The organism is Photorhabdus stackebrandtii (assembly GCF_011189495.1).
In the GTDB taxonomy this organism is placed as follows: Bacteria; Pseudomonadota; Gammaproteobacteria; order Enterobacterales; family Enterobacteriaceae; genus Photorhabdus; species Photorhabdus khanii.
Map to the genome: position 1 here is coordinate 12,846 of NZ_PUJV01000014.1, position 24,439 is coordinate 37,284.

A 24,439-nucleotide genomic window follows, 5' to 3' on the forward strand; every position below is an offset into this window, starting at 1 on the left:
ACTAAATGTTTCATAAATGTTTTTATTTAGATATCCTTTTACCATAACTGGTTTCTTACAACGTTTTTGGCTCATGCTTTTTGCCTAAAAACCATACGATCAGGCTGATTATACAAATGGTCATTCCGGCGGCGGCAACGCCATACCAACCCGAATGTTTATAAGCATAACTTGAGACGAGAGAGCCAAGAGCGCCACCAATAAAATAGCTGGTCATGTAAGCAGAGGTGAGTCGGTTTCTGGCTTCTGGCATGATACGGTAGATCGTACTTTGATTGGTAACGTGAACACCCTGAACCGCAGTATCGAGGAGCAGAATACCAATCAGAAAGCCGATTAATGATTCTTTGGCGAAGCCAATCGGTATCCATGAAATAAGTAGTAGCACCAGAGAAATGCTGGTGGTCAGAGAACCTTTTCCTTTATCAACTAGTTGCCCGGTTTTAGTTGCCATCAGTGCTCCTGCGGCGCCGACTAACCCAAATAAACCGATTACCCCTTCGGAGTAGTTAAAAGGAGGTGCTGAGAGCAGGAATGCCATTGATGTCCATAGAAGGCTGAAATTGGCAAATGTCAGTGCCCCCAATATGGCACGTACTCTTAGAAGGGGTGTTGTGGCGATGAGTTTTACGATAGAGCCAAGTAATTGGACGTAATTGAGAGTGGTTACTTGTCTGTAACAAGGTAGACAGCGCCATAATGTCAGGGAGAGAATCACCAGTGAGACGCTGGCAACCCAAAAAATAGTTCGCCAGCCACCAAGCGTAGTCATTGCTCCAGAGAGGGTCCTTGCCAGTAATATTCCAAGTAGCAATCCACCCATAATTATACCAACGGCTTTTCCTCGTTGATGGGGAAGAGCGAGTGTTGCCGCCAGAGGGACCAGTACTTGGGCAACAACTGAAAATAAACCTGTTAGTGCAGTTCCCAGCAACATTTGCCAGATATTCTGCGACATAGCGGTAATCAGCAATCCAACAGCGGCTAACATGGTCATTGAGACAATCAGGCTGCGTCGTTCAAACATATCACCTAATGGTACAAGGAATATCAGGCCAACGGCGTAGCTCAACTGAGCTGTGGTCACAATAAAGCCCGCTTCGCTGACAGTCAGGTTAAATTGTAACGCGATAGTATCAAGCAACGGTTGTGCATAGTAGTTACTGGCAACAACCAAACCTGTGGCAATTGCTATCAAAGCAATCAACCCAGGGCTTAACGGTGTACGGGAAATATTTTCTTCCATAAATGTGTTTCCTTGATGCTCGAACGGCAGGTTAGAAGGCGTGGACAACTCACTAAAACTGAGTGCATTGTAGTGAGTTTTTACGAGTGGCTGGTAGAAATAAACCTGCAAACATTGATTAAATAGTCCAATTTGGTGTAAGGGAAAATAGACATAAAAAATAGTGAATTGGTATAGGCCAATTCACTGTGGTATTCAGAATGTTAATTATTTCTGGCGGTTTTCGCGGCAGTTTCAATCCAGTTATCAAATAATTTTTGGTGAGCTTTGAGCCAATTGTTTGCGTGGCGTTTGATATCTGCTTGCGATGCTTCACCATTATGCATCCGCAGGTTTTGGGCGTTAATATCAGCAAGCGGTATTTTCATAATAGAAAACAACTTAGCTGCTGCTGGGTTATCTTCTGCCCATTCTCTATTGGCGGCAATATGCATAATACTTGGCGGGAAACCGTAATTAGCGCCGTTTGGTAGTTTGGTATCTATTTTTTCACCGTCAGGCATAGCCGAGAAAGGCACTTGTAGCCAGACAACATCTCTGCCTGGTTTCAGCACATCACTGATCCAGTAAGGTGTCCATGTGTAATATAAGATGGGTTTACCTTCTTTATAGCGAGTAATGGTATCCGCCATCATGGCGGCATAATTTCCTTGATTATGTTCAACACTATTGTTCAAGTCATAAGCTTTAAGGTGATGGTTAATCGCGGCTTCACAGCCCCATCCTGGGTTACAGCCGGTAAGATCAGCTTTACCATTACCGTTGGTATCAAATAATTTGGCTATTTTCGGATCTTTCAGTTGGGCAATATTCGTGATGTGGTATTTTTCCGCTGTTTTTTTGTCGATCAAATAACCTTGAGCTGCATTTTCTACGTAATTACCAACACGGTAAAATTTGGCATCCCCCCCTGCTGCTTGATATTGGGTATTGTGCAGCGGTTCCCAGCTTACCGCCATAAAGGTTGCATCACCGGAAGCGATAGAGGAGTAGGCAACATTGTAGTCTACTTCCTTGATTGGTTTGACATCATAGCCAAGTTTTTCCAGTGCCTTATTAACGATAAGAGTCTGAAATGTTTCTTCGGTAATGGTGCTTTGTACTGGCTGTACACTGATACCTTTACCCGGTAACTCGACAGCGAATGATTGAGAGCTTATCAGTGATGACAAGGTTATAGCCCAGATAACTATTTTGCGCATAGTTTTTCCTCCTGTAGTCGTCATCATAATTTTTTATTAAAAATTTGCGGTTTGATATATGCCTTTGCAAGGCTATGCTTTTTTGCTGAATAAATGGGTAACTAACCCAATTGGCCCGGAGGTATACCAATGATTTCCTCCTTTGGTACGGCTGTCGCGGCCAAGAGATTGTGTCAGACGGTCAAGGAGAATCGCGAGAATAACGATCCCGACTCCACCTACCGCGGCAAGGCCCATATCAAGACGACCAATACCCCGCAGAACCATTTGACCTAAACCACCGACGGCAATCATTGAGGCGATAACAACCATTGACAGCGCGAGCATCAGAGTTTGGTTTATACCGGCCATAATTGTCGGCATAGCCAGCGGTAACTGAACTTTAAACAGCATTTGGCGAGGGCTGGCACCAAAAGATTCGGCTGCTTCTATCAGATCTGGCGGAACCTGTTTGATACCCAAAATTGTCAGACGGACAATTGGGGGTAAGGCGAAGATAATGGTGACGATAACTCCAGGTACGTTACCGATACCAAATAGCATGACTATCGGCACCAGATAGACAAACGCCGGCGTGGTTTGCATAGCATCAAGCAGAGGCCGGATGATTTTGGCGGCCCTTCCACTGCGTGCCAACCAGATACCCAGTGGTAAGCCAATGATGATACAAAACAGCAGAGATGTCAGAGCCAATGCCAGAGTGACCATAGCTTCAGACCATGCCCCGATTGTACCAATAATTGTCAGTGAAACAAGTGAGGCAATCCCCATACCAAGGCCTGATAACTGCCAGGCAATCAGAGCAAAAAACAGGATTGCAACGGGGGCGGGCATTGAGGTTAGAAATTGCTCAAAATTGCTGAGAACAAAATCAATTGGGACACGCATTCCCTGAAATGCCGGGCGAAAATTCAGTACAACCCAGTCAATAGCATGGGTGACCCATGAGTCTAAGGGTATAAGGGGGTGTTGGAATGGATCCATGATATTGAAATGTTCAGGCTGTACGGTTGTTGTTGGTGCATCCAGCCAGTCAGAACCAGCTGAATTATCAACACTGGCTTCGCTACTCCAGGGGTCTATGCTCTCAGCCGAGGAGGGATGGAGATCCCTCGTATCCTGTGCAGAGTGAGTTTGATGTTTGTTTTGATTACCCATTTGGCGCCTCCTTATCTAAAGCCTGTAACAGCATCCCTTTGGAAATAACGCCGATGTATTTGTCGTTATCCCCAACAACCGGAACCGCACAAGGTGATTGTGCTACAACAGAAATCAGTTCATTGAGAGGCATATCCGCGGCAACAGCGGTTGGCTCTGTCAGTATGGCGTGTTCGATCGGTTTTTTTTCCCGTAATGTTTTTTCCAATGAATTTACGGAAACCACACCAGCAAACTTTTGTCCACGTTCGATCAGATAACCATAATTCCTGTTCTCATCATCCAGGACCTTCAATGCGGAAAGAGGACCAAAACCTGGCGCAACATGAAGAAGAGAGTCTGGGCGGCGGCGAGCGACATCTTTGGCACTGAATACATGGCTGATATCTACGCCGCGGAAAAAGGTTTTCACATAGTCATTTGCCGGATTGTTCAGGATTTCATCAGGTGTCCCGACTTGTACAACAACACCGCCTTGCATAATGGCAATTCGATCCCCGATACGCATTGCCTCATCCAAGTCATGAGAGATAAAGACAATAGTTCGTGGTTGATTACCTTGCAGACTGAGTAACTCGTCCTGCATTTCTGTACGAATTAACGGGTCAAGGGCAGAAAATGCTTCATCCATCAGCAAAATATCCGGGTTATTAGCTAGTGCCCTGGCAAGCCCGATACGTTGGCGCATCCCGCCTGAAAGTTCATCAGGGTAGGATTGTGCATAATTTTCCAGATTTACCTGTTTCAGTGCATCCAACGCTTTTTTATGGCGTTCTGGTTTGGGTATCCCGGCAAGTTCCATGCCAAAAGCCGTATTTTCCATCACGTTCAAATGCGGCATTAGGGCGAATGATTGGAAAACCATGCTGATTTTGTTACGGCGAACTTCTCTTAATGCTGTTTCTGAAATCTCAGAAATATCTTCACCATCAATTAATACCTGACCGCGAGTCGGTTTTATCAGACGATTGAGAAGGCGTACCATGGTGGATTTTCCGGAGCCTGATAATCCCATGATGACAAATATTTCGCCTTCTTCAATGGCCAGATTGGCATTTTGTATACCAACAGTCAGACCTGTCTTTTCAAATATCTGATCTTTATTCAAGCCAGAATTCAGTAATTTGAATGCATACTCTGGATGGTTGCCAAATATTTTATAGAGGTTTTTAACTTCGAGTTTAATTGCCATGAAATAGTTACTTTCCTTTCAATGGTTATTTAATGGTTTTATGCATTATTCATCTCTGCATGATTCTTTGAAGATATATACCCTAACATACTGAGAGAGCCTGACAACCCTATGTTAATGTTAATTAATGTAAAAAATAGTGATATTAAATTGATTGGAGTAAATATATTTGGCGTTATTTCGTTATTATTAGCAAATTATTTTCTATGAATTGCTTCTATTGCTGAAAGGATAATTTATTTCTATGTTATTGTTATTAATATATTTTTGCAACGTATAAGTAATAATTCGGCAATTGTATTTTACATGGAATTGGTTATTAATTTATAATGTTGATTATATCTGATTAGAATAAAATTTAATTTACAATTAATTAGACTTATTAATGTTTTTTGTCGTTTGAGATGAGGGGAATGGTTGTTTCTGGCAAAAAATGTTCACAGGAATCGTTGCAACTGTAAAAATACCATAAAGAATATAAGGATTTTATGGCATTTTATCGTTTAAAAAATAGGCTTAATGATATTGTTTTTGAATATTATCGTACTATGGTTATCTGACGTTCGAAATATTCTATATAAAATAAAATCATTTTCTTCAGAAATCCCAATCTTCATCCTCTGTGTTAATTACTTTACCAATAACATACGATGAGCCTGAACCAGAAAAGAAATCATGGTTTTCATTTGCTCCAGGTGATAACGCGGAGAGTATTGCCGGGCTGACATTCGTCGTTTCTGAGGGAAATAGGGCTTCATATCCGAGATTCATTAATGCTTTATTGGCATTATAATGTAAGAATTTTTTGACATCTTCAGTCCAGCCAATAATACCATAAAGTTCTTCTGTATATTTCACTTCATTTTCGTATAAATCTAATAATAATGAAAAGGCAAAGTTTTTAATTTCTTTTTTCTCTGGTTCAGCGTATTTATCCAATGATTTTTGGAATTTATATCCAATATAATAACCGTGAATAGCTTCATCCCGGATAATAAGTCGGATTAAATCGGCTGTATTTGTTAATTTTCCCCGACTTGACCAATACATCGGTAAATAGAAGCCTGAATAAAATAAAAATGATTCCAGAAAAACACTGGCGACCTTTTTCTTTAATGGATGATTATCACAATAATAATTTAAGATAATTTTAGCTTTATTCTGTAATAAAAAACTCTTTTCACTCCAGTGATAGGCGTCATCTACATCAGTAGTTAGGCATAATGTTGAAAAGATGGAACTGTAAGAGCGTGCGTGAACGGCTTCCATAAAACTAATATTGGACATAACCGCTTCTTCGTGAGGTGTCAGTGCATCTTTCATCAATGCCGGAGCGCCGACTGTGTTCTGGATGGTATCCAATAGGGTCAACCCGGTAAATACCCGGATAGTCAGTTTTTTCTCTTCTGCTGTCAGTGTATTCCATGAAGGAATATCATTAGATAACGGAATTTTTTCCGGTAGCCAAAAGTTAGTTGTCAGCCGGTTCCATACTTCCAGATCTTTGTCGTCTTCAATTCGGTTCCAGTTAATTGCACATATAGGATGACTAATCATAATAAATTTCCAGCATTAATTTTACAGTGAACATGAAACACAGCCTTGTATTTCTGTACCTTCTAAAGCGGTTTGTCTCAGACGAATGTAATAAAGTGTTTTGATCCCTTTACGCCAGGCATAAATTTGGGCTTTGTTAATGTCACGGGTAGTGGCATCATCTTTAAAGAAAAGTGTCAGTGATAATCCTTGATCAACATGTTGAGTCGCTGCGGCATAAGTATCAATAATCTTTTCCGGCCCTATTTCATAAGCATCTTTGTAATATTCAAGATTATTATTGGTCATAAATGGAGCAGGGTAATATACTCTTCCTGTTTTGCCATCTTTACGGATCTCAATACGGGATACAATCGGGTGAATACTTGAGGTTGAATTGTTGATATATGAAATAGAACCAGTGGGAGGAACAGCCTGAAGATTCTGATTGTAAATACCATGAGCCATCACTGAGGTTTTTAATTCAAGCCAGTCTTGTTGTCTGGGAATAGTTATTCCTGCTTGTTCAAATAGTTGACGGACTTTTTTTGTCTGAGGTTGCCATGATCTTTCCGTATATTTATTGAAAAATTCACCACTGGCATAACGGGAATTTTTAAAACTTTTAAAGTAGCTATTTCGCTCAATTGCAATCTGATTTGAAGTACGCAAAGCATGATAAGTGACGATATAAAAATAGATGTTTGTGAAATCAATTCCCTCTTCAGAACCATAATGAATGCTTTCCCTTGCCAAATAGCCGTGAAGATTCATTTGACCTAAACCAATTGCATGAGAATCCTGATTTCCTTTCTCGATAGAAGGAACTGAACCGATATGGCTCATATCTGATACGGCAGTTAAGGCGCGAACAGCTGTTTCAATAGAAAGGGCAAAATCAGGTGAATCCATTGTATGAGCGATGTTCATCGATCCCAGATTACAACTAATATCTTTCCCGATGTGGAGGTAATTTAAATCATCTTCATATTCACTGGCACTGTTAACCTGTAAAATTTCGGAACATAAATTACTCATATTGATCCGACCTTTAATTGGGTTTGCATGATTCACGGTGTCTTCATACATAATATAAGGATAACCGGATTCGAATTGGATCTCAGCTAATGTCAGGAAGAATTCACGGGCATTGATTTTTGATTTGCGAATTTTTTTGTTATTTACCATCTCAGCATATTTTTCTGTAATGCTAATTTCAGACATTGGCACGCCATAAACCCGCTGAATATCATAAGGTGAGAATAGATACATTTCTTCATTGTGTTTAGCCAATTTAAAAGTGATATCAGGAATGACGACGCCAATGGAGAGTGTTTTTATACGGATCTTTTCGTCGGCATTTTCCCGTTTTGTATCCAGAAAATGAAGAATATCAGGGTGATGGGCATGGAGATAAACGGCACCTGCACCCTGGCGTGCACCGAGTTGATTGGCATATGAAAATGCATCTTCCAGCATTTTCATTACTGGAACGACACCTGATGACTGATTTTCAATCATTTTTATTGGTGCACCGGTTTCCCGCAGATTACTTAGTAAGCAGGCGACACCGCCGCCACGTTTTGAAAGCTGTAATGCTGAATTGATTGAACGCCCGATGGATTCCATATTATCCTCAATTCGCAGCAGGAAACAGGAAACCAGTTCTCCACGCTGCTTCTTACCACAATTAAGGAAAGTTGGTGTTGCTGGTTGAAAACGGCCACTGATAATTTCATCGACCAAACGGTCAGCCAATACCTGATCGCCTTGAGCTAAGGTCAGTGCTACCATGCATACCCGATCTTCATAGCGTTCCAGGTAGCGTTTATTATCGAAGGTTTTCAGTGTATAGCTGGTGTAATATTTAAATGCGCCCAAAAAAGTTTGAAAGCGGAATTTTTTGCTATAAGCTTGCTGAAAAAGCTTTTTAACAAAAGTAAAATCGTATTGTTTTAGTACTTCAGTTTCGTAATATCCCTTTTGCTGAAGGAAATCGAGTTTTTCTTTCAGATCATGAAAAAAGACCGTGTTCTGATTTACATGTTGGTGGAAATAGCGATGAATGGCCAGTTTGTCTTTATCAAACTGAATATGTCCTTCATTATCGTACAGATTGAGCATGGCATTGAGAGCATGATAATCCTGCCGCTCGTTAATTTGGAAAGTCATGGTTGCATATTCTCTGGTGAATAATGTTGCCAGAATCTTTGGATACCCTGGCGTACTTGATGTACATCTTCTTCAGTACCCAATAGTTCAAAACGGTATAGGAGTGGTATCCGACATTTTTCTGAAATTATCCGTCCGGCGATACCGTAAGCTTCGCCAAAGTTTGTATTCCCGGCGGCGATGACTCCCCGAATCAGCGCCCGGTTTTTGGCAACATTTAGAAACTGGATCACTTGTGGTGGAACCGCGCCTTTAGCACTTCCACCACCATAACTTGGTATTAGTAAAATGTAAGGTGAAGTTACATTGAGCAGATTACCTGATTGGTTTATCGGAATACGAAGAGCTGGCATCTTTAGCTTCTGGACAAATCTGTAGCTATTTCCGGATGAACTGGAGAAGTAGACCAGCGGATTCATGTTCATAATAAACCTACAAATTCTCAGATAACGTATTGATTTTATCAGGGCGGAACCCTGACCAATGCTGTGTACCTGCGACTACGACGGGAACTTGCTGGTAACCCATAGTGTGGACAGCCGCTAAAGCTTGTTGGTTTTCGGTTAAATCAATAATCTGATAAGGAATATTTCTTTGGTTTAGAGCCTGATAGGTTGCGTCGCATTGTACGCAGTCAGGTTTGCTATAAATAGTAATGCTCATTAATGACTCCTTATTCAGTTTGTGGGTGTGTAATGACGAAATTTGGTTCACAGGTAACCGTTTCCCGAAAGGCTACAACTTGATTTATACTATATGTGGTGAAATCTTATTTCAACCATACTATATATAGTGTTAATTTTACATTGAGTGACTGTCATCAAAATTACGGTGTTGTTTATTCTCTATTGTCCGGGAGACTTTTCCCCTATTGGGGAAATTTAAGTTTTCTAGTCGGTGGTAAGGGAGCAACTGAATTCATCATTGCAATTTATTAAAAAGACGATTTACTCTAATCCCTATAATAATTGATATTTTTTCAATGGAGGAGGTGGCTATGTATCATCAGTATTTTGATACACCTAAAGGATTCCCGAAACCGTATGTTCATATCGCTGCGGATGATAAGGGAGTAACCAGTCTGTATTTTGTTGATGAAAAAACAGCGCTTGAAGTGAAAAATGATATCACTAAACAGTGCGTGAAGGAGCTACGGGGGTATTTCACGGGTAAACGTACCGGGTTTGCTGTTCCACTCAATCCGGCAGGAACTGAATTCCAGCAGCGTGTATGGTCGCAGTTATGTAAGATCCCGTTTGGCGAAGTGCGGAGTTATAAGCAGCTATCATTGGCACTAGGTTCAGTCAATTATTGTCGTGCTGTAGGAATGGCTAATTCTCGTAATCCTATCTCATTAATTGTACCTTGCCATCGTGTTATTGGACATGATGGTAAATTGGTGGGATATACTGGTGGCCTGAATATTAAAAGCTGGTTACTGGAACATGAAAAAGCATAATAGTTTGTTTGTTTAATAAATTGCCTGATAAAAGACCAGGGAAGGTGATAGAATATTTACATATGTGCATTATTTGGCAGCAAAACTAAATAAAAGATAAGATCTATTGTATTTTATTATGCTTTTCGTGATCTTGGTTATAGACAATCAACCAATTTATTTGCTGTACTGTATATGACACAGGTTTTGTGTCTTATTTTCACGTTAAAGGTAAGTTTGATGTCAAAAATTAAAGGTAACGTTAAGTGGTTTAATGAATCCAAAGGATTCGGGTTTATCACTCCAGAAGATGGTAGCAAAGACGTATTTGTGCATTTCTCTGCTATTCAGAGCAACGGATTTAAAACTCTGGCAGAAGGTCAAAAGGTAGAGTTTGAAATCACTGACGGCGCTAAAGGTCCATCTGCTGTAAACGTTGTCGCTATCTGATTTTAACTCCGTATTTTGAAAAACCCGTTGATACAACGGGTTTTTTTTGATTTTTGTGATGTGTGTGTAATTTTAAATTTAAAGCTCGTTCATCAATGCGAAAGCTAAAATTGTCATCAGTAGTGAGCCGAAAAGATTAAGCAAAACTGTTCCCAATGCCCATCCTAGTTTTCCATCCAGTAACAAATAGGCGACTTCTACAGAAAACGTGGAAAAGGTTGTTAAACCTCCGCAAAAACCGGTGGTTAGCATGAGTTTCCAGACCGGATCAAGATGGATGGATTTATTAAAATAGGCTAACCCTAGCCCGATGATCAATGCACCGATACAGTTAACGGTAAGGGTACCAACCGCGATGTTAGTAGAAATACTATTAAGGTGGAGGCTGATAAACCAGCGTAATACACTGCCTAAGCCACCACCAATAAATACAGCCAACATAATATTAATCATAGTAAATCTCATGATTATTTGACTTCTTCACCTCTGGCTTGCAAATCAGCGTGATAAGAAGAACGAACAAATGGTCCACAGGCAGCGTGGGTGAATCCCATAGCCAGAGCTTCTTCTTTCATTTCATCAAATTCCTGTGGGCTAACGTAGCGTTGTACCGGTAAATGATGGCGGCTGGGTTGTAAATATTGGCCCAGAGTTAGCATGGTGACACCATGGCGGCGTAAATCACGCATAACATCAAGAATTTCTTCGTTGGTCTCACCAAGACCTACCATCAGGCCAGATTTGGTCGGAATATCGGGATGGGCTTCTTTGAACTTTTCGAGCAATTTCAGTGACCATTCATAATTTGCGCCAGGGCGTACCTGACGGTAAACCCGTGGTACGTTTTCCAAGTTATGGTTAAATACGTCAGGGGGTGTCGCTGTCAATATTTCAAGTGCACGATCCATACGTCCACGAAAATCAGGAACCAAAGTTTCAATTTTAATGGATGGATTTTTTTCACGAATAGCAGAAATGCAGTCAGCAAAGTGTTGAGCGCCGCCGTCACGCAGGTCATCACGGTCAACGGAGGTGATGACGACATAGCGCAGTGCCATATCTTTGATGGTTTGTGCCAGTTTTACCGGTTCGTTGGTATCGGGCGCCATTGGGCGGCCGTGGGCTACATCACAAAAAGGACAACGGCGGGTACAGATTGCGCCAAGGATCATAAAAGTTGCTGTACCGTGGTTAAAACATTCAGCCAGGTTAGGGCAGGAAGCTTCTTCACAGACGGAATGCAGACCATTTTTGCGCATGGCCGATTTGATACCCTGAATGCGGCTGGAATCCGCAGGAAGTTTGATTTTCATCCACTCAGGTTTACGCAAGATTTCTGTACGTTCGGTAATCACTGTTTTGACAGGGATCAGCGCCATTTTGTCTGCGTCACGGTACTTAACTCCGCGTTCCATCTGAATTGGTTTACTCATAATCGTGCTGGTTCCAGTGTTAAATTCATCAGGTTGAGACTTATCATTCAGCCTATTGCATGATAAATCCATTAAAAAATTTTTGAAAAATATTAAAAAATTATAACATCTTTAACTATTCAGTTTAAATCCTAACTGTTGGCAGAATTCTTCTACCAAAATAGGTTGTACCTGCTCAACAGTAATTCCGGGAACTAAATCACTGAGTTGAATCATTCTCATACCGGCATAGCCACAGGGATTAATACGCAGAAATGGTTCTAAATCCATGGCGATATTAAGTGCCAGCCCATGGAAAGAGCAGCCTTTACGTATTCGTAATCCTAGAGAGCAGATTTTAGCTTCCTCGACATAAACACCTGGAGCATCCGGACGGGCATAAGCTTGTACATCAAAGTGAGCGAGTGTTTTAACCACGGTATCCTCTATTGCTGTAACCAGTTGCCGTACACCAATTTTGGCGCGTTTGATGTCAATCATGATATACATGACCTGCTGGCCGGGACCATGATAAGTGACTTGTCCACCGCGATCGGATTGAATAACCGGGATATCACCGAGAGATAGCAGATGTTCAGACTTACCTGCCTGCCCCTGAGTAAATACTTTTGTATGTTGTACCAGCCAGATTTCATCGGATGTATCAGTATCTCGCTGCTCAGTAAACAAGTGCATTGCATCAGAAATCGGCTCGTAGGGTTGTATTCCTAATTGGCGTAAGAAGATCGTTTTATGTTGCAATTGAAACATCATTTGATAGCTATAAGATTTGGTCAGTATAACCCTCAGAAGAGATTCTCACCAGTTTAGTCCACTTGAAACTGTGGTGTTTCTGATAGATAAAGGATCCCCCGTGAAATTACAGGGGATTTTTCTGGTTTGTATTACAACACTACCCGTACCAGTTCAAGGTTACCTAACTCTTCATACAGAGTTTCTACCTGTTCAATATGAGTTGCATTAATAGTAATGGATACTGAGTGGTAGTTGCCTTTGCTGCTTGGCTTCACTTGTGGAGAGTAATCGCCCGGCGCATGGCGCTGAACCACTTCAACGACCTGATTGACTAACTCAGGCTCAGCCAGGCCCATCACTTTGTAAGTGAATGAACAAGGGAACTCAAGCAGTTCATTTAATTTCGTTTTCATGGGCGCTCCTGTTTTGTTTTCCGCAATATGTACGGTTAGTTTTCTTCTGTAAAATTAGATATCTTCCCCGCCTTAAATCGCGGGGATTTTTATTGCGGTCAGGCTGTGTAGCCGGCTCGCTTTAGTGGGTTATGTTTTTTTGTAGTTTAACTATCTCAGGGATTAGCCAAACCAATGATGAAATAGCAGCTTGATATAATCGATAAAGCGGCTGAAGATGCTGCCTTCTTTCACTTCGTTCATGACGACTAATGAGCGCTGTTCGACAGTCTTGCCATCAAGTTGAAAATTGATGGTGCCGACGACCTGACTTTTCGCTAACGGTGCGTGTAATTCAGTATTATTCATGACATAGCTGGCTTTCAAATCTTTCAGACGTCCACGGGGAATAGTCAGATAAACATCTTTATCAACGCCTAGCTGAACCCTATCGTTGTCTCCGAACCAAACCGGCTCAGAAGCGAATTCTTTGCCGGCTTTTAATGGCGCGACGGTTTCAAAAAAACGGAACCCCCAAGTCAGCAGTTTCTTGCTCTCCGTTTCACGGCCCTTATAAGTATGGCCGCCTAATACCGCAGAAATCAGACGCATATCGCCTTCCGTTGCAGATGCGACCAGATTATAGCCTGCGGCATTCGTGTGTCCGGTTTTTATACCATCTACATTCAGGCTCTTATCCCACAATAAGCCGTTTCGGTTTGTTTGACGGATATTATTATAGGTAAATTCTTTCTCTTTATAGATAGCATACTCTTCAGGAACATCGCGGATCAGGGCCTGACCAATTAACGCCATATCACGGGCAGAGCTGTATTGGCCTTCCGCATCCAGACCATGAACAGTTTTAAAATGTGTATTCTGTAAGCCAAGGGATTTTACATAGCCGTTCATTAGATTAACGAAAGACTCTTGACTGCCGGCAACATAATCCGCCATTGCAACACAGGCATCGTTACCGGATTGCAGGTTTATACCGCGAGATAACATAGAAACCGAGACCTGATCTCCTGGTTTGAGGAACATCAGGGAGGAGCCTTTAAATACCGGATTACCTGTTGCCCATGCATCAGTGCCAACAGTGACCATATCATTTGGGCCGATTTTGCCTGATTTGATTGTCTGGCCAATAACGTAACTGGTCATCATTTTTGTCAAGCTGGCAGGGTCACGATGTGCATCTGCATTCATTTCAGCCAGAACTTTGCCTGAGTTATAGTCGATAAGAATATAAGCTTCAGCATCAATCTGAGGCACGCCTGGGATCATCGTTTTCAGGTTTACATCGTTCCCATCGGCAAAGGCAGAAGCACTGATTGCCAGCGCAATACCCAGGGTGACACTTTTTATAAAACGAGAAGTGGTTGTATATTTCATGATCGGTTGGACAACATCCGTGAGAAAAGGTTGATATCGAGCCACATCATAGCAAATGAAAAAAAATACTGACATTGGCAAATTTTAACAGGCAGCAGGTTTACATTTTTTTACCTCGCTTGCTGATATCTGCGTTAAAGCCAGATATCAGCAAGCGAACAATTAAGGGCTGACGATAAAGGAGGATTGCTGTATTTGATCAGCCAGCTTCTGTTGTAAATCGGTAGCTTGCTGGCGATTGTTGAATGGCCCCAATTGTACACGATAAACGTTGCTATATTGGGTTATTCGTCCTTGAACATTAAAGCGTTGTTCCAGGGTATGTTGCCACTCTTTTGCCCGTTGTTCACTGCTAACAGCACCAACCTGAACCATAAAACCATTTTTCGTAGAGGTTGGGGCAGCGGTTGTTGACGTACTATTTGTCACAGGTTTAGGCGGTTGTAACTTCATTGCGGGTAGTTGCCCAGTGACTTCCGACTGTACAGTCAACGGTTGCGTTTGCTCCACCGATTGATTTGCCAAGGGCTGGTTGCCCGTTTGATCCGGAACATGCTCCATTGTGGGTGTTCCTAGTGGCCCTGTTGTTAGAACAGGCCTGCTGGGTAGCGCATAACTCTGCTTAACTATCTTGCTGCCGACAGTACCGGGACCAGATAAAGAGCCATCTTGGGCAACTTGAATAAAATCAATCTTAACTTTGGTACTTTGAGTCAGGTTCAGGCGTTCAGCAGAAGCTTTTGACAGATCGATAATCCTCCCCTGTTTATAAGGACCACGGTCATTGATTCTGACAACCATCATACGGCCATTACTCAAGTTGGTCACGCGGACATAGCTTGGAATTGGTAGGGTGGGGTGGGCTGCTGTCAGAGCATAAGGATTGAAACGTTCACCAATCGCTGTCATTTTGCCATTGGATTCTGCGCCATACCAACTGGCATAACCCGTTTCACTGAATTGAGATGGGTCTTGAACAATATGATAAGTATGTCCATTCATCTGATAATCATTATTAGCGCTGGGGTGATAAGGCTCATAATGAGGTTCAGCACCCAAAACATCCTGTGTTGGTACTGCTGGTAACGGGGAAGATTTTTGCTCGTCAGGAGTGGTACAGCCGGATAATGAAGCCACAATCATGCCGAGTATAAGCCAGTGTTGACGCATTGAAACCTCTTCTTTATAAACTTTTAGACAATAATTTTCGGTGTGTGTGAATCGACATTATAATGCCGAAACCGGCCATTAAGACGATCAATGCTGAACCGCCATAACTGACAAATGGCAAAGGAACCCCTACCACAGGCAGAATACCGCTCACCATGCCGATATTTACGAAGATATAAACAAACAAGATTAGCATTAGGCCGCCAACCATGACCCGGCCAAAAGTATTCTGTGCTCTGGTTGCGATAACCAGCCCGCGCATAATTAATAACAAATATAATGTTAATAACAGTAGTACGCCAATCAAACCAAGCTCTTCCGATAGCACGGCAAATATGAAGTCAGTATGGCGTTCTGGAAGAAATTCCAACTGAGATTGTGTCCCGAACAACCAGCCTTTACCTGATAAGCCACCGGAGCCAATAGCGATTTTCGATTGAATGATATGGTAACCCTTACCCAATGGATCAGTTTCTGGATCAAGTAACATCATTACGCGATCACGCTGGTATCCATGCATCAGAAAGAACCACAAAATAGGGATAAAGCAGGCTAATAGTAGAGCCGCAATACCAATCAGCCGCCAGCTCATTCCTGCAAGGAACAGGACAAATAGACCGGAAGCCGCGACCAGAATTGAAGTACCCAAGTCTGGTTGGGCGGCGACCAGTAAAGTGGGTAGAAAAATCAGCATTAAAGCGATAGTGGTATTTTTCAGCGATGGCGGACATAAATCGCGGTTCATAAAACGGGCAATCATCAGTGGTACTGCAATTTTGGCAATTTCAGAAGGCTGGAAACGGATGATCCCCAGATCGAGCCAACGTTGTGCTCCTTTACTGATCTGTCCGAAAGCATCGACAAAAATCAGTAAAATGACACAAACAATATAGAGATAAGGTGCCCAGCTCTCATAAACTCTTGGTGGGATCTGCGCCATAATGATCATGACAACAAATCCGGCACCAATTTGGCCGATTCTGCGTTCCATCATCCCCATATCTTGACCGCTGGCGCTCCACATAACAAAAGCGCTGTATACCAGTAGTGCCAGAATGCACAGCAGCAATGGCGGGTCGATATGTAATCTGGTCCAGAGAGGAACCTTTTTCTGGTTTTCTGTCATGGTGTTATTCAGTCACTTTCTGTTCCGGGTGGTGCAGGGGCAGCATCCGGTAATATTGTATTGTTATCCCCTAACAGTACATGGTCGAGGATTTGGCGGACAAGGGTTCCCACTGTTGGACCTGCACCACCATTCTCTAAAATAATGGAAAGGGCTACTGTCGGATTCTCATAAGGGGCGAAAGCAATCATAAGTTTGTGATCCCGTAAATGTTCAGCAATTTTACTGGCATTGTAAGTTTCATAACTATAGACCTGTGCTGTTCCTGATTTGGCGGCAGCTTTATACGGTGTGCCGGTAAAACTCTTGTGACCGGTACCATTTGGCAGGTTAGCAACACCATACATGCCACTTTTCGCCAGTTCCCAGTACCCTGAATGGATATCACCTATCTGAACATTTTCTGTTTGTTGATAAGGGATCATCTCACCTTTCAACTTTTTACCCAGTAACAGATGCGGCGTTTTCACATTACCGTCATTAATTAAGGTTGTCAGCGCCTTGACCATTTGAATGGGGGTTGCTGTCCAGTATCCCTGGCCGATACCTACAGGAATAGTATCTCCTTGATACCAAGGTTTTTTATATTTTTTTTGCTTCCATTCGCGGGTCGGCATGATCCCTGAGCGTTCTTCAGCCAGGTCGATTCCGGTGTATTCGCCATAACCAAATTTGGTCATCCACTCAGACAGACGATCAATGCCCATATCATAGGCAACTTGATAGAAGAAAGTATCCGCAGATTCCACAATGGCTCTATATGCATTGAGACTACCATGTCCCCAGCGTTTCCAGTCACGATAGCGTTTTTCTGAACCTGGCAATTGCCACCAGCCCGGATCAAAAACAGTTGTATTTTTATTGATAACGCTTGTGCTGAGTGCTGCAACGGTAATGAAAGGTTTAACCGTTGAAGCAGGAGGATAGATCCCTTGAGTCGCACGATTAATAAGCGGTCGGTCAGGGTTGTTTAATAATTCCTGATAGTTCTTATTGGAGATACCGTTTACGAACAGGTTTGGGTCATAACTTGGGTTAGATACTAAGGCCAGAATTTCCCCGTTACGTGGATCACTGACAACGACTGCGGCACGGCTGGTTGTGAGAAGTTTCTCAATATAGATCTGCAATTCAAAATCGATAGTCAGGTAAATATCCTGTCCAGCCTGTGGCGGTTGTTCATGTAATTGACGTATCACACGGCCACGATTATTGACTTCGACTTCTTCATAACCAGTTCTGCCGTGTAAAACAGACTCATAATAGCGTTCAATACCTAGCTTACCGATATCATGGGTAGCTGCATAATTGGGTAAAATCCCTTCCTTATCCAACCGTTCTACATCTTTATCATTAATTTTGGCGACATAGCCAATGATATGAGTCAACGCTGAACCATAAGGGTAGAAACGGCGTTGGTAGCCCTTTATTTCAAGGCCGGGGAAACGATACTGGTTAACAGCAAAACGTGCCACTTGAATATGATCAAGCGACGCTTTCAGTGGAATAGAGGTAAAGCGGCGTGAACGCTTACGTTCTTTTTCAAAGTTGGCAATGTCTTCGTCAGTCAGATCGATAACATCCCGTAAATCATTGAGCGTTTGTTCAAGTTTTTCTACCTTTTCAGGTACGATTTCCAACTGGTAAATTGTTCGGTTAAGCGCCAATGGTGTGCCTTTACGGTCATAAATAATACCCCGGCTTGGCGCGATTGGAACCAGTTTAATGCGGTTTTCGTTTGAGCGGGTTTGGTAGTCTTCGTGGCGGGTGATTTGTAAATGATAAAGATTGGCAACCAAGACACCAGTCAGTACCAGGATAACAATAAACGCCACCAATGCGCGGCGGGCAAACAGGGCTGATTCAGCCGTGTAATCACGAAAAGGGGTACGTTTATTTTTCATCCCATTGCCAGAATTCGCTTTATCCGTTGGTAACCAAATTATTCCCGATGATAGGGATGATTGGTGGTAATACTCCATGCCCGGTACAGGCTTTCTGCAACTAAAACCCGGACTAAAGGATGGGGCAAGGTCAGTGGCGACAGTGACCAGCTTTGTTCTGCGGCGGCTTTACATGCTGGCGCAAGACCTTCTGGTCCGCCTATCAGCAAACTGACATCTCTGCCATCCTGTTTCCAATGTTCAAGCTGTTGCGCTAGTTGAGGTGTTTCCCAACGCGAACCAGGAATATCCAGAGTAACAATACGGTTGCCTTTGCCGACGGCGGCCAGCATTTGTTCGCCTTCTTTTTCCAGAATGCGTTTAATATCCGCGTTTTTACCTCGCTTCCCCGCCGGAATTTCTATCAGATCAAATGGCATGTCTTTTGGAAAACGGCGCAAATAATCTATAAAGCCGGCCTGTATCCAGTCCGGCATTTTTGTACCTACAGCGACTAATTGCAGCTTCAAACTCAGCTCCAAAGCTTTTCAAGTTCATACATGCGGCGACTCTCTTCCTGCATGACATGTACAATAACTTCACCGAGGTCTACGACAATCCAGTCAGATATGCCCTGTCCCTCAACACCAAGTGGAGCCAAACCGTTCGCACGACAGTCATCAACCAGATTATCTGCGACGGACATCAGATGGCGGTTGGAAGTTCCTGTGCAGATAATCATGCAATCGGTAATGCTGGATTTTCCGTGAACATCCAGAGAAATAATATCCTGTGCTTTGGAGTCTTCAAGTTTATCAATAACAAACTGTTGGAGTTCTTTACCTTGCAAAAGGCTCATCCTTATTTTTTATCAAAATTGATCAAATAGTGCGGAATAATAGCATGCCAGGTCACTCAAGGGTAAGGCCAACTAAGTGACTAATCGGGGCAGATTTCGCTATTGGCGATATAACCCCTGTGAATCTATATACTTTTGTACTGAAGGGGATAGCAAATCATCACAACTTAGCCCTTGCTGGTGGCGTTGCCGGATATCTGTTGCTGAGATGCGTAACAGCGGTGTATTAGCCAGATAGATATAACCGTTAGGTTTGTTACTAAGTAGAGTGGGATTGTCGATTTGATGTTGCGTAAGCCATTGCTGCATTTCGATTGTAGAAAGCTGGGTTTGATAACTGGGACGAGCACAAACCAGCAAATGGCAAATATTCAGCAGTTCTTGCCAGCGATGCCAAGTATGCAGTGATAACAAAGAGTCCTGGCCGATTATAAATGCCAGTGGTTGATTTTCACCAAACTCCTGACGGAATGATTCCAACGTATCTATTGTGTACGACGGGGTGGTACGCTCCAGTTCACGGGTATCGACAGTGAATAGTGGATTGCCCTGTACCGCCAGCCGAACCATTTCCAGCCGTTGTTGTGCGGTGGCTTCTGGCTGTGGGCGGTGGGGGGGAACGTGATTTGGCAGTAGAATCACTTGCTTTAGGCCAGTTTGGTGTGCCAGAGCTTCAACCGAATGCAGGTGCCCATAATGAATTGGATCAAATGTTCCACCAAATAATGCCTGAACAACGGGATGTGTTGGACAAATAGAATCAATGGCGTGAGGCATTAATAAAGCTCTCAGGTAATGTTTTCCCACATAACAACATGGAAATTGTTTCTAAATCTGACCAGACGGATTGCCCATAATCCTGTTTAATCCGGAGTTCTATCTGTACAAGTAAATGGACTGCTAGCTGTAAATCATGCTGAGTTAAGCGTTGCAATGCATTTGTCAGTAGCGGGCGGCGGTTTTGCCATATCCGATGTTGATCTAACAGCGTTTTTATGGGAGTTGTGGTGCTCTGGCGTTTCAGTGTAAGTAGTAGTAGCAGCTCACGCTGTATGGTACGCAACAGAATAACGGCCTCACAATCTTCCTGTTGTAACTGTTTCAGAATATGCCAGGCTCGTTTTGCCTTACCTGATAATAGAGAGTCTACCCAGTGATAAGGTGTAAAGTGAGCCGCGTCATTCACCGCATTTTCAATACGGTGTAAGGTCAGTTTACCATCTGGATATAGCAGGGAGAGCCGCTCAAGAGCCTGAGTCAGCGCTAATAAGTTCCCTTCATAGCAGTAACACAGCAGTTGATTGGCTTGCGCTTCCAGAGTCAGTTTCATGACTTTGGCCCGTTGCGCGACCCATTGAGGCAGACGGTTCAATTCAGGCGTTTGACAACTGATGTAAACACCATTTTTCCCTAATGTTTTAAACCAGCTACTGTTCTCCTGAGCTTTAGTCAATTTCAAACCGCGCAATATCAGCAGCATATCCGGATGAAGTAATTCCGCCAGTTTTACCAGTTGTTCAGCCATTACTGCGCTAGGGCCATTTTCTGGTAGCAATAAAGTGAGAGTTTGACGACTGGCAAACAGGCTTAATGACTGGCAAACACTAAATACTTCATCCCATTCGGTATGATTATCCAGAGTATAAGTGAAGTGTTCAGTGAAAGAGTGTTGTTCAGCCGTTTTGCGAATATGATCCTGGCTTTCCTGTAATAGCAGGGGTTCATTGCCCCATATCAGATAACAGTTTCGCAGCCCTTCATTGAGCTGCGAAATCAGTTGTTCGGGATAGAGTTTGATCATTGTGCCCGCGTAGCTTGCTGTTCCGCTTGTTTTTCTCTGGTTTTCTGTTTTTCTGCACTGTGAACAGTCAGTAACTGGCGAACTAACTGACGTGCTGCCTGTTCGCGCATTTCTTGATTGATCATCTCGTTTTCAGCATCTTTTGCCAATGCTTCTAACGGGTTGTCGAAGAAAGAGCGGTCAACTCTGGATTGAAGCGGGTAGATGCTACCGTTTGGCATAATAACCTGTGCATCGACATACAGTGTCAATTGGCGCTCAGCAGCCTTACCATCCTGGAAAACGGAAACGGTATCTTTATTTTCTGAAGAACCGATTAGCCTCAGAATAGGGATTTCGGCGCTACCATTTTCAAGGATAGTGACGTTATTCAGACGAAGTTGTTGGCGAACAGAACGGGTCAGAGGCCCATATGGATCACTGCTCGTTAATTGCAGCTTTTTGAGTTCCGGTGGTACCTGAGTGGTACCGCGCAGATGAAAACCGCAGCCAGCGGTGACCAGCACCGCTAACCCCAGCAACAACGTTAAAATACGATGCCGCACATTGCCTCCTTTTATTATCCGACGACCAGATTCAGCAGTTTGCCTGGTACATAGATGACCTTACGAATAGTGACGCCTTCAAGGTATCTCGCCACTCCATATTCTTTTGCTGCCATATCATGAACATATTCTTTAGTAGAATCTGTCGGTACGGTAACACGACCACGTACTTTACCGTTAACTTGAATGACTACCAGTTTGGTGTCATCAACCATTGCCTGCTCATCAGCTTGCGGCCAGTCAGCCGTATCGATATCACCTTCACCGCCCAGAGCTTGCCACATAGTAAAACAAGCGTGAGGCGTGATGGGTGACAACATACGGACAACCGCCAACAGCGCTTCCTGCATCAGAGCGCGATCCTGCTCCGTTTCCTGTGGTGCACGAGTCAGTTTATTCATTAATTCCATCACGGCAGCGATGGCTGTGTTGAATGCCTGACGGCGACCGACATCATCGGTAACTTTAGCGATGGTTTTGTGCAGATCACGGAACAGATCTTTCTGTTCTGCGGTCAGATTTGTGATCTCCAGCGGTTGAGTTACTCCTTTACTGCTATGTTCATAAACCAGGCGCCATACACGTTTCAGGAAGCGATTTGCGCCTTCAACACTGGACTCTTGCCATTCCAGAGTCAATTCTGGTGGAGCAGCAAACATCATAAACAGTCGGACGGTATCGGCACCGTATTTTTCCACCATCAATTGTGGATCAATACCGTTGTTTTTGGATTTAGACATTTTGCTCATGCCGGTATAAACCAGCTTATGGCCTTCTTTGTCTGTCGCTTTGATGATACGACCTTTATCATCACGTTCAACAAGGGCATCAACTGGGGAAACCCAAACTTTTTCGCCATTTTTGCCGATATGATAGAAAGCATCGGCCAGAACCATTCCCTGACACAGCAGACGTTTTGCTGGCTCATTAGAATTGACCATACCAGCGTCACGCATTAGTTTGTGGAAGAAACGGAAATACATCAGGTGCATGATAGCGTGTTCGATACCACCGATATATTGATCAACTGGCAGCCAGTAATTAGCCGCAGCCGGATCAAGCATACCTTTGTCATATTCTGGACAGGTGTAACGAGCGTAGTACCAGGAGGATTCCATAAAGGTGTCGAAGGTATCTGTCTCACGCAGCGCTGGCTGACCGTTGATAGTGGTTTTCGCCCACTCAGGATCCGCTTTAATCGGGCTGGTGATACCATTCATTGTGACATCTTCCGGCAGAATAACCGGCAGTTGATCTTCTGGAACCGGAACAACGGTACCATCTTCCAGCGTTGCCATTGGAATTGGGGCACCCCAGTAACGCTGACGGGAAACTCCCCAGTCACGCAGACGATAGTTGACTTTACGTTTACCTACACCCATTTTGACCAATTTATCAGCAATAGCGTTGAAACCAGCTTCGTGGTTCAGGCCGCTGAATTCTCCAGAGTTGAACAGAACATTTTTGTCTGTCACGGGTGCTTCATGAACATTCGGTTCGTTGCCTTCACTGTCCAGAATAACGGCTTTGATTGGCAGGTTATATTTTGTCGCAAATTCCCAGTCGCGTTGGTCGTGACCAGGAACTGCCATGACAGCTCCGGTGCCGTATTCCATCAAAACGAAGTTTGCAACCCAGATTGCCACTTTCTCTTTGGTTAATGGATGAATAGCAAACATGCCGGTTGCCATGCCTTTTTTCTCCATTGTTGCCATATCGGCTTCAGCAACTTTGGTGTTACGGCATTCATCAATGAAAGTAGTCAGTTCAGGGTTATTTTTTATTGCTTGTTTTGCCAGAGGATGACCTGCGGCAATCGCGACATAAGTGGCACCCAGGAATGTATCAGGACGGGTGGTATAGACGGTCAGTTTCTCCTGACTGTCAGCCACATCGAAAGTAATTTCTACACCTTCAGAACGTCCAATCCAGTTGCGTTGCATGGTTTTGACTTGCTCAGGCCACTCTTCCAGCGTATCCAAATCGTTTAGCAACTCTTCGGCATAATCAGTGATTTTGATAAACCACTGTGGAATCTCTTTACGTTCAACTTTGGTGTCACAACGCCAGCAGCATCCGTCAACCACTTGTTCATTGGCCAGAACAGTCAGATCGTGGGGGCACCAGTTAACAGCGGAGGTTTTTTTATAAACCAGGCCCTTTTCATACAGTTTGGTGAAAAACCACTGTTCCCAACGGTAATATTCAGGCGTACAGGTAGTGACTTCACGATCCCAATCGTAACCAAAACCCAGCATTTTCAACTGGCCTTTCATATATTCAATGTTGGCATAAGTCCATGGAGCCGGTGCGGTATTATTTTTTACCGCCGCGCCTTCTGCGGGCAGGCCGAATGCATCCCAGCCAATAGGTTGCAGGACATTTTTGCCAAGCATACGCTGGTAACGAGAGATAACATCACCAATAGTGTAGTTACGTACGTGACCCATGTGTAGTCGGCCAGAAGGGTAAGGTAGCATGGACAGGCAGTAATATTTTTCTTTGCTGTTGTCTTCTGTCACTTTAAAAGTTTGCTTCTCTTGCCAGTGAAGCTGAACTTGCGGCTCTATATCTTCTGGACGGTATTGTTCTTGCATGACACCGATGATCCTATGGTGAGTAAAAAGCTACGCTTGTAGCAATCATTTAGTTGGTGAAATATGAGGTTGGCATAGCATATCTGATTTGATACGCAAGCAACAGGGG

General features: G+C 43.3%; 24 protein-coding genes. 2 read left to right on the plus strand and 22 right to left on the minus strand.

All coding sequences use genetic code 11. The annotated features are described in order from the left end of the window. Window positions 1-55: 55 nt before the first annotated feature. The 8 genes from C5470_RS13075 to nrdH all read right to left on the minus strand — a co-directional run bounded on the left by C5470_RS13075 (window position 56) and on the right by nrdH (window position 9,169). Complete coding sequence (locus C5470_RS13075; RefSeq protein ID WP_166289731.1) at window positions 56-1,246, minus strand: MFS transporter; 1,191 nt, start codon at window positions 1,244-1,246, stop codon at window positions 56-58. Between the two features lie 203 nt (window positions 1,247-1,449). Then, entirely contained in the window at window positions 1,450-2,448 is a 999-nt protein-coding gene (proX, locus tag C5470_RS13080; protein WP_166289734.1) for a glycine betaine/L-proline ABC transporter substrate-binding protein ProX, read from the minus strand. A gap of 72 nt (window positions 2,449-2,520) precedes the next feature. Then, the gene (proW, locus tag C5470_RS13085; RefSeq protein WP_166289737.1) at window positions 2,521-3,606 is read right to left on the minus strand and encodes a glycine betaine/L-proline ABC transporter permease ProW; all 1,086 of its coding nucleotides are present in this window, start codon (window positions 3,604-3,606) and stop codon (window positions 2,521-2,523) included. Next, window positions 3,599-4,798, minus strand: coding sequence for a glycine betaine/L-proline ABC transporter ATP-binding protein ProV (proV, locus tag C5470_RS13090; RefSeq protein WP_166289740.1), 1,200 nt, complete (start codon window positions 4,796-4,798; stop codon window positions 3,599-3,601). The genes proW and proV overlap by 8 nt, the downstream gene beginning before the upstream one ends. Window positions 4,799-5,395: 597 nt before the next feature. Continuing rightward, window positions 5,396-6,355 carry a class 1b ribonucleoside-diphosphate reductase subunit beta gene (gene nrdF, locus C5470_RS13095; protein WP_166289743.1) on the minus strand — a complete coding sequence of 320 codons (960 nt, stop codon included), beginning with the start codon at window positions 6,353-6,355 and terminating at the stop codon, window positions 5,396-5,398. A gap of 21 nt (window positions 6,356-6,376) precedes the next feature. Further along, entirely contained in the window at window positions 6,377-8,506 is a 2,130-nt protein-coding gene (gene nrdE, locus C5470_RS13100; RefSeq protein WP_166289746.1) for a class 1b ribonucleoside-diphosphate reductase subunit alpha, read from the minus strand. After that, window positions 8,503-8,925: a class Ib ribonucleoside-diphosphate reductase assembly flavoprotein NrdI gene (nrdI, locus tag C5470_RS13105; protein ID WP_036850987.1), complete on the minus strand. Its 423-nt coding sequence runs from the start codon at window positions 8,923-8,925 to the stop codon at window positions 8,503-8,505. Before nrdI ends, nrdE begins: the two co-directional genes overlap by 4 nt. 13 nt (window positions 8,926-8,938) lie before the next feature. Continuing rightward, entirely contained in the window at window positions 8,939-9,169 is a 231-nt protein-coding gene (nrdH, locus tag C5470_RS13110; RefSeq protein ID WP_036850447.1) for a glutaredoxin-like protein NrdH, read from the minus strand. A gap of 334 nt (window positions 9,170-9,503) precedes the next feature. Between nrdH and C5470_RS13115 the strand changes: the two genes are divergently transcribed. Together C5470_RS13115 and cspE are read left to right on the plus strand one after the other, a co-directional pair. Continuing rightward, window positions 9,504-9,965: a methylated-DNA--[protein]-cysteine S-methyltransferase gene (locus C5470_RS13115; protein WP_036850449.1), complete on the plus strand. Its 462-nt coding sequence runs from the start codon at window positions 9,504-9,506 to the stop codon at window positions 9,963-9,965. A 219-nt stretch (window positions 9,966-10,184) separates the two neighbouring features. Further along, on the plus strand, window positions 10,185-10,394 hold the full coding sequence (gene cspE / locus C5470_RS13120) for a transcription antiterminator/RNA stability regulator CspE (RefSeq protein ID WP_021323071.1): 210 nt from the start codon (window positions 10,185-10,187) through the stop codon (window positions 10,392-10,394). A 78-nt stretch (window positions 10,395-10,472) separates the two neighbouring features. Here the strand turns inward: cspE and crcB are convergent, their stop codons facing one another. The 14 genes from crcB to leuS all read right to left on the minus strand — a co-directional run bounded on the left by crcB (window position 10,473) and on the right by leuS (window position 24,330). After that, window positions 10,473-10,847 (minus strand): fluoride efflux transporter CrcB, encoded by a 375-nt coding sequence (gene crcB, locus C5470_RS13125; protein ID WP_036850451.1) that lies wholly within the window; start codon window positions 10,845-10,847, stop codon window positions 10,473-10,475. Between the two features lie 14 nt (window positions 10,848-10,861). Next, window positions 10,862-11,827 (minus strand): lipoyl synthase, encoded by a 966-nt coding sequence (gene lipA / locus C5470_RS13130; protein ID WP_036850452.1) that lies wholly within the window; start codon window positions 11,825-11,827, stop codon window positions 10,862-10,864. Window positions 11,828-11,938: 111 nt separating this feature from the next. Beyond that, entirely contained in the window at window positions 11,939-12,580 is a 642-nt protein-coding gene (lipB, locus tag C5470_RS13135; RefSeq protein ID WP_166289749.1) for a lipoyl(octanoyl) transferase LipB, read from the minus strand. Between the two features lie 131 nt (window positions 12,581-12,711). Then, window positions 12,712-12,975: a DUF493 family protein YbeD gene (ybeD, locus tag C5470_RS13140; protein WP_011145617.1), complete on the minus strand. Its 264-nt coding sequence runs from the start codon at window positions 12,973-12,975 to the stop codon at window positions 12,712-12,714. A 162-nt stretch (window positions 12,976-13,137) separates the two neighbouring features. Further along, complete coding sequence (gene dacA, locus C5470_RS13145) at window positions 13,138-14,349, minus strand: D-alanyl-D-alanine carboxypeptidase DacA (RefSeq protein WP_166289752.1); 1,212 nt, start codon at window positions 14,347-14,349, stop codon at window positions 13,138-13,140. A 162-nt stretch (window positions 14,350-14,511) separates the two neighbouring features. Beyond that, complete coding sequence (gene rlpA / locus C5470_RS13150) at window positions 14,512-15,519, minus strand: endolytic peptidoglycan transglycosylase RlpA (protein WP_036850458.1); 1,008 nt, start codon at window positions 15,517-15,519, stop codon at window positions 14,512-14,514. A 13-nt stretch (window positions 15,520-15,532) separates the two neighbouring features. Continuing rightward, window positions 15,533-16,645, minus strand: coding sequence for a peptidoglycan glycosyltransferase MrdB (mrdB, locus tag C5470_RS13155; RefSeq protein WP_036850461.1), 1,113 nt, complete (start codon window positions 16,643-16,645; stop codon window positions 15,533-15,535). 8 nt (window positions 16,646-16,653) lie between these two features. After that, window positions 16,654-18,549, minus strand: coding sequence for a peptidoglycan DD-transpeptidase MrdA (gene mrdA / locus C5470_RS13160; protein WP_166289755.1), 1,896 nt, complete (start codon window positions 18,547-18,549; stop codon window positions 16,654-16,656). 38 nt (window positions 18,550-18,587) lie between these two features. Next, window positions 18,588-19,058 carry a 23S rRNA (pseudouridine(1915)-N(3))-methyltransferase RlmH gene (gene rlmH, locus C5470_RS13165; RefSeq protein ID WP_152964157.1) on the minus strand — a complete coding sequence of 157 codons (471 nt, stop codon included), beginning with the start codon at window positions 19,056-19,058 and terminating at the stop codon, window positions 18,588-18,590. Window positions 19,059-19,060: 2 nt separating this feature from the next. Next, entirely contained in the window at window positions 19,061-19,387 is a 327-nt protein-coding gene (rsfS, locus tag C5470_RS13170; protein WP_081738292.1) for a ribosome silencing factor, read from the minus strand. 99 nt (window positions 19,388-19,486) lie between these two features. Beyond that, complete coding sequence (nadD, locus tag C5470_RS13175) at window positions 19,487-20,164, minus strand: nicotinate-nucleotide adenylyltransferase (protein ID WP_166289759.1); 678 nt, start codon at window positions 20,162-20,164, stop codon at window positions 19,487-19,489. Beyond that, the gene (holA, locus tag C5470_RS13180) at window positions 20,148-21,188 is read right to left on the minus strand and encodes a DNA polymerase III subunit delta (protein ID WP_166289762.1); all 1,041 of its coding nucleotides are present in this window, start codon (window positions 21,186-21,188) and stop codon (window positions 20,148-20,150) included. The genes nadD and holA overlap by 17 nt, the downstream gene beginning before the upstream one ends. Next, complete coding sequence (gene lptE / locus C5470_RS13185) at window positions 21,185-21,733, minus strand: LPS assembly lipoprotein LptE (RefSeq protein WP_051477504.1); 549 nt, start codon at window positions 21,731-21,733, stop codon at window positions 21,185-21,187. Before lptE ends, holA begins: the two co-directional genes overlap by 4 nt. Before the next feature lie 14 nt (window positions 21,734-21,747). Further along, complete coding sequence (leuS, locus tag C5470_RS13190; protein ID WP_166289765.1) at window positions 21,748-24,330, minus strand: leucine--tRNA ligase; 2,583 nt, start codon at window positions 24,328-24,330, stop codon at window positions 21,748-21,750. Window positions 24,331-24,439 lie beyond the last annotated feature (109 nt).